Here is a 16310-nt window from a genome sequence, read left to right as displayed (position 1 = left end):
GCGACGGCCACTCTACGAATTCATCGCGCCCGGCACCGGCGTTTCGGCCGGACCGTGGTCCGTTTGCGCAGACTCAGCCGTTGTAGATGGCGTCCACATCGGCGGCGTAGTTCTTCATGACCACGGCCCGCTTCAGCGACATCTTCGGCGTCAGCTCGCCGCTCTCCTGGGTCCAGTCGACGGCCAGAATGCGGATCTTCTTGATCTGCTCCGCGTGCGAGACCAACTTGTTGGTGTCGGCCACCGCGGCGTCGATCGCGGACTTCAACTCCGGCAGCTCGATCAGCTTCTCCATGGGCAGGTCGGCGGGCAGCCCGTTGCGGTCCTTCCAGCCCGGCACCGCCTCCGGATCGAGCGTGATCAGCGCGCCGATGAACGGCTTGCCGTCGCCCACCACCATCACCTGACTGATCAGCGGATGCGCCCGCAGCGAATCCTCGAGCATGGCCGGGGCCACGTTCTTACCGCCCGCGGTGACGATGATTTCCTTCTTGCGGCCGGTGATGGTGATGAAGCCCTGGTCGTCGATGGCGCCCAGGTCGCCGGTCTTGAACCAGCCGTCGGCGAAGGCTTCCTCGGTGGCGGTCGGGTTTTTCCAGTACCCGCCGAAGACGACCGGGCCGCGCACCAGCAACTCGCCGTCCTCGGCCACCTTCGCCCCGTGCCCGGGTAGCGGGCGGCCGACCGAGCCGACGCGGATGAATTCGGGCGTGTTCACAGAGACGGCAGCCGTGGTCTCGGTGAGGCCGTAGCCCTCGTAGATGGTCACGCCGATGCCGCGGAAGAAGTGGCCCAGCCGCGCGCCCAGCGGACCGCCGCCCGATACCGCCGACTTGCACCGCCCGCCCATGGCCTCGCGCAGCTTGCCGTAGACCAGCTTGTCGAACAGCGCGTGCTTGGCCTTGAGCACCAGCCCGGCGCCGCCGTTGTCCAGCGCCTGGCTGTAGGCGACGGCGGTCTCGGCGGCGGCGTCGAAGATCTTGCCCTTGCCGCCGTCGTGCGCCTTCTGCTTGGCGCCGTTGAACACCTTCTCGAACACGCGCGGCACCGACAGGATGAAATCCGGCTTGTACTGCCCGAACTGCTCGACCAGCGTCGACCAGTCGGAGGTGTGCGCGACGGTGACACCGGCGTCGAAGGCGGCGAGCGCGACGGCGCGGGCGAAGACATGCGCCAGCGGCAGGAACAGCAGCGACTTGTTGCCCGGCTTGAGGAACTGCGGCATGGCCGCCCGGTCCGCGGCCGATTCCGCGTAGAGGTTGGCATGCGAGAGCATGACGCCCTTGGGGCGGCCGGTGGTGCCGGAGGTGTAGATCAGCGTCGCCGGGGAGGCGGCCTTGACCTGGGCGCGCCGGTCGTGCACGGCCTGGTCGTCCAGCTCTGCGCCCTTCGCGACAAGCTGGTCGACGGCGCCGTCGGCGAGCTGCAGCACCTCGCGCAGCTCCGGCAGGCCCGACTCGATCTCGGCGATGGTCGACCGCTGCGCGGCGGTCTCGACCACGAGCAGTTTGGTCGAGGAGTCCTCCAGGATCCAGCGCGCCTGCTCGGCGGAGGAGCTGTCGAAGATGGCGACGGTGCAGCCGCCGGCGGCCCAGATGGCGAAGTCCAGGACCACCCATTCGTAGCGGGTCGAGGCCAGGATGGCCACCCGGTCACCGAGTTCGATGCCCGACGCGATCAGTCCCTTGGCCACCTTCGTGACGTCCCCGGCGAATTCGGCGGCCGTGACGTCGGTCCACCCGCCCTTGCCGTCGGGGCGATTGAACACCACCAGCCCCGGCGTGCGCTCGGCATGCCGGAAGGCCCCGTCGGACATATTGGCGTCCTCGGGGATGGTGTAGGTCGCCGGGACTTCGAACTCTCGCATCGGTGCCCTTCCACGTGGTTTACTCACCGGTAATTTACGCCACTCACGGCGGCCGTGTACGTCCGAGGTGGTGACGCCGCCAAATTTCTATCCTATGGACCGCGTTTGCGCTGCCTGCAGCGATGCGCTCAGGAACGCGGCCAACTCGCGCGTCGCCGCCGCGGCGGGCTCGACGATCGAGGCCTGCAGCTGCGCGACGTGCCACAGCCCCCGGGTGACGCTGAACTGCGTCGTCACCCCGGCGGCCCGCAGCGCCGCCGCCAGCCGCCCGCACTGGTCGTGCAGCAGCTCGCTACCGTCGACCTGGACATAGGTCGGCGGCAGACCGCGCAGATCGCCCAGCAGCGGCGCGTAGCCGGGATCCAGGCCGTCGCCGTCGCCGAGGTAGGCCGCGGCGCAGGCCCGCGACCACGGCTTGTTGATGACCAGATCGCGGTAGCCGTCGGGCACCTCGTTGGGATCGGCCCACGGCGCGATCAAACCCAGTGCGGCGGGCCGGATTCCGTGCTTGTCGCGCAGCCGCAGCGCGAGCGCCAGCGACAGGCCGCCCCCGGCCGAATCACCGGATATCGCAATATCTTCCGGCCGCAGCCCAGTCGACACCAGATCCAGGAAGGCCGCCTCGGCATCGTCGAGGGCGGCCGGAAAGGGGTGCTCGGGCGCCAGCCGGTAGTCGGGAAGGTAGACCGGGCAACCGATCTCGCGCGCCAGGTGCGCGGCCAGCGAGCGGTGGGTGGCGATCGAGCCGACGGCGTAGCCGCCCCCGTGCAGATAGAGCACGGCGCCCGGCCCCACGACGACATCCGACGACACAACTGCCTGCGGATCGGGTGCTGCGGTAACGCGCTCCGCCGGGCGGCCGCCCAACCGCAGCTTGTGCACTCGAGCACCCCGCGGCAGCACCTGCAGCACCGAACCGGCGTCGAGCAGTGCCCGCTGGAACCGCCACGGCACCCGATGATGCATGGCGTACCGGAACATCGGGTGCAGCACCACCCGGGCCAGCGGCAGCGGCAGCGAAACAGCAGGCATAGCAGGAACTTTCGGTATCAGGGCAGGACGTGGCGGGTCACCAGACTGGCGATGCGCTGATAGTAGGACGCGGTGGTGCGGACGAACAGGTCCAGCACCTTGGCCTCCCAGCCGATCAGCACCCGGCCGTGGCCCTTGCGGACGCCGGTCAGGATCGTCTCGGCCGCCATCTCCGGGGTGTGCAGCGCCAGCTGCTTGTCGAACTGGGCGGCGAACTTCTTCTGGTCCAGCCCTTGTGTTTCGGCGACGGTCGCGTTGCGCGCCACCGCCGTCTTGATGCCGCCCGGGTGCACGCAGGTCACCTGGACCGGCTCGCCCTTGACCAGCATCTCCTGCCGCAGCGCCTCGGTGAAACCGCGCACCGCGAACTTGGCGGCGTTGTAGGCGCTCTGGCCCGGCACCGCGATCAGGCCGAACAGGCTGGACACGTTGATCACGTGGCCGTCGCCGGATTCGATCAGGTGCGGCAGAAATGCCTTGGTGCCGTTGACGACTCCGTAGAAGTCGACATCCATGATCCGCTCGATGTCCTTGAACTGCGTGTGGATCACATCGCCGTGATGGGCGATCCCGGCGTTGTTGTAGATCTGATTGACCTTGCCGTAGTGCTTCTTCACCTCGTCGGCGTAGAGCAGCACCGCCTCGCGCTCGGCGACATTGAGCCGGTCGGATTTGACCTGTGCGCCCGAAGCCTCACAGCGCCTGACGGTCTCGGCAAGACCATCGGTGTCGATATCGGACAGCGCGAGTTTCGCGCCCCGGCGGGCCAGGTTCTCCGCCAGCGCCCGGCCGATGCCGGATCCCGCGCCGGTGATCACGCAGACCTTGCCCCCGAAGTAAGCCTCATTGCTCACTGTTTGCCACCACTTTCAGATCGGGCCGGTCCTCGGCCCCGTTGACGGTCGTGTCGTAAGCGGACACGTCGAACTTTTCCAGCAGTCTACGGAAACGGAAAGTGAAATCCGGCCACAGCGTGGTGTTGTTTCCGTGCTTGTCCAGATACCAGCTGGCGCAGCCGCCGGTATTCCACACGCTACCGACCAGCTTACCCTGCAATTCGCGATTGAACTTGTCCTGCACATCCTTTCGCACCTCCACGGTGCGCAGGGCGCGCATATCGAACGCGTCTATCGCGTCCGCGATGTAAGTGATCTGCGACTCGATCATGTACACCATCGAGGTGTGCCCGAGGCCGACGTTCGGGCCCAGCAGGAAGAACATATTCGGGAAATTGGCGATCGCCGAACCCTTGTAGCCCTGCTGCCCAGCGGCGTCGAAAACCTCTGCGAGCGTGAGGCCGTCGCGCCCGGCGACGACCTCGTACGCGGGTGAGTCGGTGACGTGGAAGCCGGTGGCGACGATCAGCGCGTCGATCTCGCGCTCGGCGCCGTCGGTCGTCACGATCGAATCCGCGCGGATCTCCTTGATGCCGTCGGTGACCACGTCGACGTTGTCGCGGCTCAGCGCCGGATAGTAGTCGTTGGAGATCAGCATGCGCTTGCAGCCGATGCGGAAGTTCGGGGTGACCTTGCGGCGCAGTTCCGGATCGCGCACCTCGAGGGCGAGCTTGGCACGCGCGACCGCCTCCAGCACCCGCATGGCCGGGGTGAACTTGGCCAGGCCGACGACCTGGGTCTCCCGCACGGCGTAGATGGCCGTGCGCGCCAGCTTCTGCATCCCGGGCACGTGCTTGAACGCCAGCCGCTCCGGCAGCGTGTAGGGCCGATCCATGCGTGGCAGCAGCCAGGGCGCGGTGCGCTGGTAGACGTCCAGGTGCGAGACCTCGGGCGCGATCGACGGCACGATCTGAATCGCCGAGGCACCGGTCCCGATGATCGCGACCCGCTTGCCCTTCAGGTCGGCCTCGTGATCCCAGCGCGCGGAGTGGAAGATCTGCCCCCGGAAGTCGTTGATGCCCTTGATATCCGGCAGATTCGGCTCACACAGGGCACCCACCGCGGAGACCAGGATGTCGGCGGTGAAGGCGCCCTTGGAGGTCTGCACCTCCCACCGCGCGTCGGCGTCGTTCCACCGCGCACCGGTCATCTCACAGTCGAAGATGTGCTTGTCGCGCACATTGTGGCGAGCGGCCACGTCCTGGATGTAGCGCTGGATCTCCGGCTGCTTGGAGAACGAGCGCGACCAGTTCGGGTTGAGCGCGAACGAGTAGGAGTACAGCTGGGACGGCACGTCGCAGGCCGCGCCCGGGTAGGTGTTGTCGCGCCAGGTGCCGCCGACATCGCCGCCGCGCTCGATCACCACATAGTCCTCGCGCCCCTGCTGGCTGAGCCGGATGGCCAGGCCCAGGCCGGAGAATCCACTCCCGACGATCAACACGTGCACATGCCGCGCGACACCAGTGTCTGTAACCTTGCGACTCATGTACTCGAGCGTAAGGGCTTATTGATCCGGAGTCAACAGTATTGACTCACGTTCAGTAGGATGGGCCCGTGAGCAAGGGACCTGGTGAGAACGGCAAGCGGGTGCGGCTGAGCCCGGACGAGCGCCGCGAGCAGCTGCTCACGCTCGGGGCCCGAATGCTGAGCGATCACGCTCTCGAGGACATCGCCATCGGCGATATCGCCGCGCAGGCGGGTATTTCCCGGGGCCTGCTGTTCCACTACTTCCCGACCAAGCAGGACTTCCATCTCGCGATCGCGCAGCGCGCCAATGCCGAACTGCTGGCCCGCACCGCACCGGATCCGAGCCTCGGCCTGTTCGACATGCTGCGCGACGCCATGCAGCGCTATGTCGACTACGTGTCCGGGAACCGCACCTCGTACCTGGCGCTGCTGCGCGGCCCGGCCAGCACCAGGCCCGAACTGACGACGCTGGTGGATGCGACCCGCGGCGCCATTGTCGACCGCATCCTCGCCGAGGTCCCGGTCCCGATCGAGGACGACGATCAACCGCGGCTGCGGCTGGCGGTGCGCGGTTGGATCGCCTTCGCGGAGGAGACGACCCTGAGCTGGCTGCGACACGAGACCATCACCCGCGAACAACTGATCGACATGCTGGTCGAATCCCTCCCCGCGTTGGCATTGAGCCCGGAACTATCCCAGGCGCTGCGCGACTGAGCCCGCACGCCGCTGATCGGCCTCGCCCTCGACCGCCTCCTCGATCACAGGCAGCTGGACGGAAGCACTATCGGTGCGCACGAAGCCTCGCCATATCGGCTCTCGATGACCATCGACGTCTCCAGGTAGGTGGCGGTGGACATCATCCGGGCCGGATCACCCTCGTCGCCGGAGCGGTCGCCCGCCACCGTTTACAGAAAGAACCCGCCGGGCGGTCGCTGTGGGACCACCCGGCGGGTCGTGCTCCGCTCGACTGCTGGAAGGCATGGTCGGGCCACCGAGCGGGAGCATCGCTCTCGAGCACCGTCAGAGTTTGCCGCCACCTCCCAGCAGCCACGGGTTGAAGGTGCACTGCAGCGGTTGCGACGGATCGAGCGCGTGCAGCGCGATCGACAGCGACCGCGGCGAGTACATCATCGTCAGGTGGTCCGACAGATCCTGCTCACAGCCGTCCTGCAGCAGGACGTTGTCCACCGTCGCCCCGGCCCGGCCTTCAGGAAGGTCAGGTCGTAGGGGTTGGTCACCTCGTCGTACCGGGTGGCGACACTCGTGTACTTGATTCCGGACACCGTGTCGCCATTGGCGTTGAGCTGGTTGATGAAATCCGAGCCGATGGTCTGCTGGATCCCCGAGTGGCCCACGAAGATCTCGATCAATCCCAAGACGTCGATCCCGAAGTTGTTGATCGCCCGGCCCAGCGCACCGATCCCGTCCAGCGACGTCCCGTGATGGGTGGCGCCGTAGGTGATCAGGTGATCCACCTTGGACCCGCCGCCCTCGAACTTGGTGTACCAGTTCGACATCGACCCGCCCTGCGAGTGGGCGACGATATCGACCTTGTCCGAACCGGTCGCGGCCAGCACCCGATCCACGAAGGTGGCCAGCTGCTTGGCCGAATCCTGGATGTAGCCGGTGCCGTTGGCGCCCGGCAGCACCGAGCCCAGACCGCCGCCCTCGACCAGGTTCGACCGGCCGTAGTTGAAGGTGAAGGTGCAGTATCCGGCGTCCTTGATCGGCTGGCTCATGAACGCGAAGGCGTCATAGGCATTGGACCAGGTGCCGTGCACCAGCACCACCGGCTTCCGCCCGTCGCCCGGCTTGCAGTCCCAGTCGTTGGTACCCGGCGGCGCCGCGTCCGGATTCAGTAGGCTGTAGCCGAACGCCGCCAGGAACGACGACGATGCGGGGCCGTAACCCTTTGTGTCGGAGGCATATCCGCCCGACGAGCCCGAGCTGGACCCCGAGCCGCCATAGCAGTCGCCGGACCCGTTACCGGATCCGGCGCCGCTGCCGGACGTGCACGCCGACCCGGAACTGCCGGCGCTGCCGCTGTCTTCGGCGATCGGGTGCGCGGCCGGATTCTTCAGTCCCGCACCGATCAGATCGGCCAATTGCTGCTCCGTGGGCGCCGGAGCGGGATCGGCATTCACGCCGACCCCCGGAAGCCCGATCGCGAGGATCGCCGCGCCCATCATCACGGCGGCGCGCAGCGGCCTGCGGATGGTCGTTCGTCTCATTCGATACCTTTCTGCACAAGGGTGCGATCCAGTTCCGGTGGCGGCTAATTCGGCCACCGCACAGGAACTTCGCAGACGCTAAAACCGACCATCCGGGAATTGCGTTGTCGCAGCGATAATCCGGATAAATCACGAAGGTGCAGACGACGACTGAGGAACTCCCACAGCCGCTTCGATATCGCGAGAACCGGAGATCTCACAGGTTCGGCCACCGGCGGCCGTGCGGAATCACAGCCTTTTCACCAAACGGCGTCACGACCTGCGCGAATCAGCGTCGAACCGCACGCCGATATCTCGACGCCAGCAGCACGCGCCCACGCTCCGGTTGCCCCACCGCGATTGGGGTCAGAGGTCGTGGGAATCGAGCCAGGTGCGGGCCAGGTCCGAAGCTGGGGCACGGTCGTCGCGGAGAGCGCGGACCATATCAGTGAGGTCGGCCGTGGTGAGTTCTCCCGCAACGTAATTCAGCTTCTTGAGTTGGCGGACCGTGAGAGTTCCCTTGCGGTACAGCGGGATCACGCTCTGGGCTCGGAAGGCGTAGCCGGGGTCGGCGATCGGGACCAGATCGCCCGCGCCGCCGGGCAGCAGTGCGGCGGGAGCGGTCAGGACACCGCCTTGAATCTTCCCTTCCTGCAATGCCTTTCGAAGTTCGGAGTCGTTCGGGTAGACGCTGTGGCGGGTGATGTCGCAGCCGTAGACCGCATGCAGTGGATCGAGCACGTCCCGTTGCGGATCGGGGGAACGGCGCAGCGGGTCCAGTTCGCTCCCCGTGGCGATACCGACGGCCAGCTCACCGCACCGCGGCGCCAGTTCCTGCAGGGAATCGGGGTACCGCCGGGCTGCCGCCCCGCCGAACACGAAGGCGGGGCGCAGGTCGGTCCCGTCGGCGATATCGGATACCGCCAGTCCCTCGGGCAGGGCCCGGCTGACGGCGTCGGCGACATCCGGCCTCGGTGCCTTGTCTCCCGTGCCCGCGCTCCCCGATGTCGTGCTCCCGGAGGGCTTCGGCACCGCGGGCGTCGCCGTCTTCGCCGCCGCTAGCTTGTCGGGCAGCCGCGCCTGCGACCCCGAGTCCAGGGCTGTCAGCAGATCCCCGCTGTCGTCGCCGACCAGTTGCACGGTGCCCGCGTCGAGGGCGGCCAGGTAGTCGCCGCGTTGACCGAGCCCCGTTCTGGTGGTCGTGTGCGCACCGGCGCGGGCCAGCGCACCGGCGTAGATCTCAGCAATCAACTCCGACTGCGCGGAATTCCCCGCGCCGACGGTGATCGTCGTCCCCGAATCGCCGCCCGAACAGGAAACCGCCAGCGTAGCGGCCATGATCGCGACCACGGCACGAACCGAGACCCGCACCGATGCGGCCAACTCCATCCGGCGACACCCACTCCCGATACATAGTAAGAACGACACCCGGCTGACAGTATGGACAGCCAGAAGGCGGCCGTCCCGCAGACGAATCGTAGTCGGAGCGCGCACCGGCCCGCCTCGGAGCACCGGGCCATCGGAAGGACCTGCAGTGAAATCCTCGAACCCCACCAGCGCACGCCGCCGCGGCCTGCGCCCCGCCTGGACCGCCGCGCGCTTCCTCGCCACCGCCGTCGCCCTGGCGGCCGCGATGGCGCTGTCGGCCTGCGGCGGCAACAGCGATCCGCTGTCGAGCGGCTCCGGTGACTGCGACGGCAACGACAGCAGCCTCACGATCGGCTCGGCGAACTTCCCGGAATCCGAGACGGTCGCCAACATTTATGCGGAAGCCTTGCGCGCCAATGGTTTCACCATCGAGACCAAGCTCAGTATCGGCAGCCGCGAGGCCTATATCCCGGCGCTGCGCGAGTGCTCGATCGGCCTGATCCCGGACTACACCGGCAATCTGCTGCAGTATCTGGACAAGTCGGCGACCGCCACGGCCGCCGACCAGGTGAACCAGGCCCTGACCAAGGCACTCGGCGACCAGCTCGCCATCGGCGCCCCCGCCCCCGGCGAGGATTCCGACGCCGTGGTCGTCACCCGGGCCACCGCCGACAAATGGAACCTGCGCACCATCGGCGACCTGGCCCCGCACTCGGCCGAGGTGAGTTTCGGCGCCCCCGCGGAGTTCTCCGAGCGCACCTACGGGCTGCCCGGCCTGAAGGCCAACTACGGCGTCGACATCGCCAAGGACAAGTTCGTCCCGATCGGCGACGGCGGCGGGCCGGCCACCGTGCGTGCGCTGACCTCCGGCCAGGTGACGGCGGCCGACATCTTCACCACCTCCCCGGCCATCAAGGAGAACAACCTGGTGGTGCTCGAGGATCCGAAGAACAATTTCGCCGCCCAGAACGTGGTGCCGCTGCTGAACGCGAAGGAGAAGTCCGACCGGGCGGTCCGGGTGCTCGACGCGGTCTCGGCGAAACTGACCACAGCGGAACTGGTCTCGCTCAACGAGGCCGTATCCGGCGCCGCCAAGACCGAGCCCGCCGCGGCAGCCAAGGCGTGGGTGACCGCGCAGGGGCTGGACAAGCCGATCGGTTAGGAGACTCACACCGGTGAGTGAGGAGACAGCGGATACCGCCGAACTCGCGATCGAGTTCAGCGGCGTCACCAAGACCTATCCGGACGGCACCACCGCCGTCACCGATCTGGATCTGCGCATCGATTCCGGGTCGTTCACCGTATTCGTGGGACCGTCCGGCTGCGGTAAGACCACATCGATGCGGATGATCAACCGGATGATCGTGCCCACCTCGGGCACGATCACCGTCTCCGGGGAGGACATCTCGACCGTCGACCCGGTGCGCTTGCGGCTGGGCATCGGCTACGTGATCCAGAGCGGCGGGCTGCTGCCGCACCGCACCGTGCTCGACAATGTCGCGACGGTCCCGGTGCTGCGCGGCCAGACCCGCCGCGCCGCACGTCGGGCCGCGCTCGACGTGCTGGACCGAGTGGGCCTGGATCGAGGTCTGGCACAACGATATCCGGCGCAATTGTCGGGCGGGCAACAGCAGCGCGTGGGCGTCGCGCGGGCGCTGGCGGCGGATCCGCCGATCCTGCTGATGGACGAGCCGTTCAGCGCCGTGGACCCGGTGGTGCGCGAGGAGTTGCAGGCCGAGATGCAGCGCCTGCAGGCGGAGCTGCACAAGACGATCGTGTTCGTCACCCACGACATCGACGAGGCGATCAAGCTCGGCGACCGGATCGCGGTCTTCGCCCGCGGCGGGGTGCTACAGCAGTACGACCCGCCGCGGCATCTGCTGGCCCAGCCCGCCACCGATTTCGTCGCCGACTTCGCCGGTCGCGATCGCGGCTATCGGGGACTGTCGTTCCGTAGCGCCGAAGACGTTGTGCTGCACGATATCCGGACCGCCACCGCCGAAGAGGTGTCCGGCCTGCGCCTGGAGCCGGGCGAATGGGTACTGGTCGTCGACGAGGCTCGCCACCCCCTCGGCTGGGTGGATGTCACCGGTGTCGAGGGCGTGCGGGCCGGACATGCCTGGGCCGACAACATGTCCGCCGGTGGTTCGCTGTTCGTCCCCGGCGGCGACCTGCGCCAAGCTCTGGACGCGGCCATCTCCTCGCCGTCGGGAGTCGGTGTGGCCGTGGACAATTCGGGGGCTGCGTGCGGCGGCGTGCTCGCGACCGAGATCATCGAACTACTGGCGCGGCAGCGATCCGGCGAGGATGCCGCGCGCAACCGGCACTTCTTCGAGGAGGAGGCGCGGTGATGCGCACGCTCCACCGTCGTTGCGGCGAACGCCGGAATCGAGGGCCGCGATGAGGTACCTCGTCGACAACTTCTCCGAGATCGCCGGATTCACCCGCACGCACCTGTATCTGGCGCTGGTGCCCTTGCTCATCGGCCTGGTGATCGCGATTCCGGTCGGCACGCTGGTGCGCCGGGTCCCCTGGATCCGCCGCACCACCGTCACCGTGGCCAGCCTCGCCTACACCATTCCCTCGCTCGCGCTGTTCGTGATCATTCCGCCGCTGGTCGGGATCCCCGCCATCGATCCGCTGAATGTCGTTATCGCACTGAGCATCTACTCGATCGCGCTGCTGGTGATCGCCGTGCCGGTGGCGCTGGATTCGGTGTCGGCGGCCGTGCTCGACGCCTCCGACGCCATCGGCTACTCCCGCCTGCGGCGGGCCCTGACCGTCGAATTCCCCTTGGCGATACCGGTTTTCGTAGCCAACCTGCGGGTGGTGGCGGTCACCAATATCTCGATGGTGACCGTCGGCGCGCTGATCGGCGTGGGCGGGCTGGGCAAGCTGTTCACCCAGGGCTATCAGCGCAACTATCCGGACGAGATCGTCGCCGGGATCATCGTCGTGCTGGTGCTGGCGCTGATCGTGGACCGGGTGCTGTATCTGATCGGCCGCTGGTGCACGCCGTGGCTGCGGACCGGCCGCCCTACGCTCGCCCGCCGCCTGCGCGGGGCCGTCGACCCGGCGAAAGGCGTTGACGCATGAACCTTTTCATCGACGCCTGGCACTACCTGACCGACTCGGCGAACTGGGGAGGCAGCTCCGGTATCGACCACCGGCTGCTGGAACATCTGTGGTACAGCCTTCTGGCCGTCGCGCTCTCGGCGGTGATCGCGGTGCCGATCGGCCTGCTGGTCGGCCACACCCGCCGCGGCGCCGCCGTGATCGTCGGATTCGCCAACGCGATGCGCGCCCTGCCCACCCTGGGCCTGTTGACGTTCGTGGTGCTGCTGCTGGGTCTCGGGCTGCTTCCGCCGCTGCTGGCGCTGATCACCGTCGGCGTTCCGCCGCTGCTGGCGGGCGCCTACGCCGGGATAGCCAACGTGAATCCCGATGTCGTCGACGCCTCCCGGGCGATGGGGATGACCGAACGCCAGGTGCTGGTCCGAGTGGAGGTCCCCAACGCGCTACCGGTGCTGCTGACCGGCCTGCGCGCGGCCACGCTGCACGTCGTCGCGACCGCCACCATCGCCGCCTACGTCAACCTCGGCGGCCTCGGCCGCTACATCTTCGACGGCATCAGCCTGTACAAGTACGACCGAGTCCTGGTCGGCGCTCTGCTCGTCGCCGCCTTGGCTCTGGTCCTCGACGCCATCCTGGCCTTCGCGGTATGGGCCAGCGCCCCCGGCACCGGCCGCCTACGCCGCGCGGCCGCCGTCTGACGCGCTCCCTTCACTCGCCACCGCCCTCCACTGCATCCTCCCGCGATCGACCCACCGGAGTATCCGGTCGCGGCGTACCCCCTTACCGGCACGACGGTTCCGGCGACCAAGCGCGGCCAGGTCGCGGGTGGCACGAGCGCGGCGTTCGCGAACCGGTACCTCGTGGTCCGGCGTGGCGGGACGACGCACAACCCCGGTCCACCGTCATCCCGGACGGAGGGAGCGCGCCGGAAATACGAGTGCCGACCGTTGCGCGATGCCCGGATATGCGAAGGGCGCCCCGTTTACCGAGGCGCCCTTCTTACAGCGAAACAGACTGTTACGCAACACCTTCCGCACGCGCGGTGGAAGCCACGGCCTCAGCCACCGCCGGGGCGACCCGCGGGTCCAGCGGGCTCGGGATGATCTTGTCCCGGGACAGCTCGTCACCCAGCACGCCGAAGATGGCGTTGGCCGCGGCCACCTTCATACCCTCGGTGATCCGCCGCGCGCCCGCGTCCAGCGCGCCCTTGAACACACCGGGGAACGCGAGCACATTGTTGATCTGGTTCGGGAAGTCGCTGCGGCCCGTGGCCACGACCGCGGCGTACTTGTGCGCCACCTCGGGGTGGATCTCCGGATCGGGATTCGACATCGCGAACACGATCGACTCCGGCGCCATCGACGCGATCAGGTCCTCCGCGATGGTGCCCGCCGACAGCCCCAGGAACACGTCGGCCCCGGCCATCGCCTCGGCGGCACCGCCGCTGCGGCCGCGCGGGTTGGTGCGCTCGGCCAAGTCGGCCTTGATGTCGTTGAGGTCGGTGCGGTCACGGCCGACGATGCCGCGAGAGTCGAGCACGACGATGTCGGACACGCCCGCTGCCAGCAGGATATTGGTGCAGGCGACTCCGGCGGCGCCGGCCCCCGACACCACGACCTTCATGCCCGAGATGTCGCGCCCGAGCACCTTGGCGGCGCCGTTGAGCGCCGCCAGCACCACGATGGCGGTGCCGTGCTGGTCGTCATGCATCACGGGGCAGTCCAGCGCCTCGATGACCCGCTTCTCGATCTCGAAGCAGCGCGGCGCGGAGATGTCCTCCAGGTTCACCGCGCCGAAGCTCGGGCGCAGCCGGATCAGCGTCTCCACTATCTCGTCGACATCCTTGGTGTCGAGCACGATCGGAATCGAGTCCAGCCCCGCGAACTTCTTGAACAGCGCGGCCTTGCCCTCCATCACCGGCAGCGAGGCGCGCGGGCCGATATCGCCCAGGCCCAGCACCGCGGTGCCGTCGCTGACCACCACGACCAGCCGGTCGGTCCAGGTGTAGCGCTTGGCCAGCGCCTCGTCCTTGGCGATGGCGCGGCTGACCTGCGCCACACCCGGGGTGTAGGCGATGGACAGATCACGCTGGGTGTCGAGGGGCGCCGCAAGTTCCACCGAGAGCTTGCCTCCGAGGTGTCCCGCGAAAATCTCTTCGTGCGTAATAGCGGACAGGCTGGCCGCATCATTCTCACGGCTCGCCGTGGCGGCGTTCGGTGCGTCAGTCACGGGTGACACGATCTCACTCCTGCTCGGTGGTGGCTAGCCCGGCCTGCGGTTACCGCCGGGTATCAGGATTAGGGGTTTTTCGGGTTACTGACAGGGTGCGCGGACCACGCTCGGGCATGGCGCGAGATACCCCGCACTGGTTACATCGCGGCAAGGAATACGGGACATTACGGCATACGGTTTGCGTATCGCTGCACAGAGCTGTCGAGCGAGAACCGGACGGGTGGGTCCGGGCAATGCTGTGGGGTGATCCGCGATCCCGGAGCCGTGCGTCACGGGGCGAGGTTCACCAACCGTCCCGGACCGGGCGGTGGCGTCGGCCGGGAATCCGCAACATTCTGCCAGCCGAGACGGCGGCTTGCCAAATCGCCTCCCGGTACGTACTGCCATCTCCCGAGGGTAGCGACCCCGAATTACCCCTGCGTAAGGGGAAACTCGCCGCTCCGCAGACGGGGACAGTGAACTGTCGCACCGGGCGCGCCGAACTCGGTGTGAGGTCGAGCCACCACCCTCCCGACATGCACCCACCATCATCCCGGCATGCTTTTGGCCGGGATCACGCCGGAGTCAAATCCGCCCGCTGCGGCGCCTCCCCCGGATCGCACTGCTCCGGGCGCACCCACACCGACTCCACTCCGCCAGCCCGCAGCCGAACCCGCCAATCGCTGGCCGCGCCCGGATGGTCGGTGCGGCGGTGCATGCCGCGGGTCTCGGCGCGGGCCAGCGCGCTGTACTTGGTCCACCGCGCCACCGCCAGCAGCGCCGCCGCCTGCCGGGCCCGCAGTCGGTCCGGTCCCTTGCCGCCGAGGTCCGCCTCGGTCACCGGCCACATGCCGTCGAGTTCGCCGATGCTGTCGCGCAGGCTGCCCGCACTGCGCCAGTAGCTGCGCCGCAGCGGCAGTGTGTGCTCCTGCACCAGCCCGACCACCGCGCGCGGATCTATACCAGCCGTGGCGTTCAGCCCCGCACCGGGCGCGGCGCGGACCTTGCCCAACCCCGGGCGCCTGCCCGCGAATCCCGCCGCGCCCGCACCCGCCCACACGCCCGACGAGATCGCCCACGCCCCGCCCTGGCCGCCGAATCCGCCGACGGCGCCGGTGATGGGCTCGCGCGTGGTCACGTCGCCCGCGCCGAACAACCCGGGAACCGTGGTGGCGCAATCGAATCCGACCAGGCGCACGCCGCCGGTGCCGCGCACGGTGCCCTCCAGGACCGCCCGCAGTGGTATCCGCACGGGATCGCACCCCCGCGCGGTGAACAGCGGGGTCCGAGCCAGCTGCTTGCGCAGCGGCCCCGGAATCTCGTCCAGCGCGGCGTAGACCCGCCGCCCGTCGGCGATGGCGGCGAATGCCGCGGCCCGCGAACCGAATCCGGCACCGCCGAGCGCGGCGCCGGATTCGTCGTAGAGGGTGGCGAAATGCAAGGCCAGGTCGGGGGCCGGGACAATGCCCGGCCCCGGCGTCAGCGCGTAGGCGTTGGAGAACTCCATACCCGACAGCTCCCCGCCGACCTCGGCGGCCATCAGCAGACCGTCACCGGTGTCGACGTCGCTGCCCGCGCCGCCGGACAGAAACGCGCAGCCGCCGGTCGCGAGCACCACCGCATTCGCCCGCACGCTCCAGGCGCCGAATCCATTGCGCGCCTGCAACCCCGCGGCCCCCGACACCACACCGTCGGAATCGACGAGCAATTGCAGCGCGGGATGGTGGTCGAGAATGCGTACCCCGGCCACGATCAGGCTGCGGCGCATCCGGCCGAGATATCTCGAGCCGTCCAGGCTCACTCGAGTCGGCCGCCCGGCCCGCTCCCCCGGAAATCGATAGCCCCAGCGGACCAACTGATCCACCCGGCGGTACGTCTCCCGCAGAACCCGGTGCATCCACTCGGGGTCGCCCAGCTCGCCGCCATGGCGGAAGCTGCGGTCGACGGCCTCCTCACGGGCCGGTCCGGGCGGGATGTTCCACAGGGCGACAGACCCTTTCGCGGTCGGACCGCTACTGCCGCACCGCCCCTTGTCGACCAGCACCACCCGCGCCCCGGCGTGTGCGGCGGCGAGGGCGGCCCAGGCCCCGGCCGGGCCGCCACCCAGCACCAGGACATCCGCCGCTGTGTCGCTCACAAAGAAAAATATTCGGCCACAATTCATACAACCGCAACCGTTACGCG

Annotated in this window: 12 protein-coding genes and 1 pseudogene; 5 read left to right on the top strand and 8 right to left on the bottom strand. The window is 68.4% G+C overall.

From position 1 onward, the window contains the following. Positions 1-73: 73 nt before the first annotated feature. The 4 genes from ACYVLQ_RS28095 to ACYVLQ_RS28080 all read right to left on the bottom strand — a co-directional run bounded on the left by ACYVLQ_RS28095 (position 74) and on the right by ACYVLQ_RS28080 (position 5281). Entirely contained in the window at positions 74-1867 is a 1794-nt protein-coding gene (locus ACYVLQ_RS28095; protein ID WP_460700532.1) for an AMP-dependent synthetase/ligase, read from the bottom strand. An 87-nt stretch (positions 1868-1954) separates the two neighbouring features. After that, positions 1955-2899 carry an alpha/beta hydrolase gene (locus tag ACYVLQ_RS28090; RefSeq protein ID WP_460700531.1) on the bottom strand — a complete coding sequence of 315 codons (945 nt, stop codon included), beginning with the start codon at positions 2897-2899 and terminating at the stop codon, positions 1955-1957. A 17-nt stretch (positions 2900-2916) separates the two neighbouring features. Next, complete coding sequence (locus tag ACYVLQ_RS28085; RefSeq protein ID WP_460700530.1) at positions 2917-3753, bottom strand: SDR family NAD(P)-dependent oxidoreductase; 837 nt, start codon at positions 3751-3753, stop codon at positions 2917-2919. Continuing rightward, on the bottom strand, positions 3743-5281 hold the full coding sequence (locus tag ACYVLQ_RS28080; RefSeq protein WP_460700529.1) for a flavin-containing monooxygenase: 1539 nt from the start codon (positions 5279-5281) through the stop codon (positions 3743-3745). The genes ACYVLQ_RS28085 and ACYVLQ_RS28080 overlap by 11 nt, the downstream gene beginning before the upstream one ends. 68 nt (positions 5282-5349) lie before the next feature. On the opposite strand from ACYVLQ_RS28080, the gene ACYVLQ_RS28075 reads away from it, so the two are divergent. Beyond that, positions 5350-5976 carry a TetR/AcrR family transcriptional regulator gene (locus ACYVLQ_RS28075; RefSeq protein WP_460700528.1) on the top strand — a complete coding sequence of 209 codons (627 nt, stop codon included), beginning with the start codon at positions 5350-5352 and terminating at the stop codon, positions 5974-5976. A 306-nt stretch (positions 5977-6282) separates the two neighbouring features. Here the strand turns inward: ACYVLQ_RS28075 and ACYVLQ_RS28070 are convergent. Continuing rightward, positions 6283-7451, bottom strand: a pseudogene (locus ACYVLQ_RS28070) (esterase/lipase family protein). Positions 7452-7838: 387 nt separating this feature from the next. Then, complete coding sequence (locus tag ACYVLQ_RS28065) at positions 7839-8861, bottom strand: glycine betaine ABC transporter substrate-binding protein (RefSeq protein ID WP_460700527.1); 1023 nt, start codon at positions 8859-8861, stop codon at positions 7839-7841. A 244-nt stretch (positions 8862-9105) separates the two neighbouring features. Between ACYVLQ_RS28065 and ACYVLQ_RS28060 the strand changes: the two genes are divergently transcribed. The 4 genes from ACYVLQ_RS28060 to ACYVLQ_RS28045 are packed head-to-tail and all read left to right on the top strand — an operon-like array spanning position 9106 to position 12613. After that, positions 9106-10002, top strand: a complete 897-nt coding sequence (locus ACYVLQ_RS28060; RefSeq protein ID WP_460700716.1) for an ABC transporter substrate-binding protein — start codon at positions 9106-9108, stop codon at positions 10000-10002. Positions 10003-10015: 13 nt separating this feature from the next. Further along, positions 10016-11191 (top strand): ABC transporter ATP-binding protein, encoded by a 1176-nt coding sequence (locus ACYVLQ_RS28055; protein ID WP_460700526.1) that lies wholly within the window; start codon positions 10016-10018, stop codon positions 11189-11191. A 49-nt stretch (positions 11192-11240) separates the two neighbouring features. Then, positions 11241-11936 (top strand): ABC transporter permease, encoded by a 696-nt coding sequence (locus tag ACYVLQ_RS28050; RefSeq protein WP_460700525.1) that lies wholly within the window; start codon positions 11241-11243, stop codon positions 11934-11936. Further along, a complete protein-coding gene (locus ACYVLQ_RS28045; protein ID WP_460700524.1) occupies positions 11933-12613 on the top strand; it encodes an ABC transporter permease in 681 nt (226 codons plus the stop codon). The genes ACYVLQ_RS28050 and ACYVLQ_RS28045 overlap by 4 nt, the downstream gene beginning before the upstream one ends. A 319-nt stretch (positions 12614-12932) precedes the next feature. Here ACYVLQ_RS28045 and ACYVLQ_RS28040 read toward each other — a convergent pair whose 3' ends face one another. Together ACYVLQ_RS28040 and ACYVLQ_RS28035 are read right to left on the bottom strand one after the other, a co-directional pair. Continuing rightward, positions 12933-14144: an NAD(P)-dependent malic enzyme gene (locus ACYVLQ_RS28040; RefSeq protein ID WP_460700523.1), complete on the bottom strand. Its 1212-nt coding sequence runs from the start codon at positions 14142-14144 to the stop codon at positions 12933-12935. A gap of 556 nt (positions 14145-14700) precedes the next feature. After that, on the bottom strand, positions 14701-16290 hold the full coding sequence (locus ACYVLQ_RS28035) for an FAD-dependent oxidoreductase (RefSeq protein ID WP_460700522.1): 1590 nt from the start codon (positions 16288-16290) through the stop codon (positions 14701-14703). Positions 16291-16310: the final 20 nt, after the last annotated feature.

This window comes from Nocardia thraciensis (assembly GCF_054782435.1).
The sequence above is the reverse complement of the archived record's forward strand: the minus strand, read 5'-3'. Positions and strand labels throughout refer to the sequence as shown.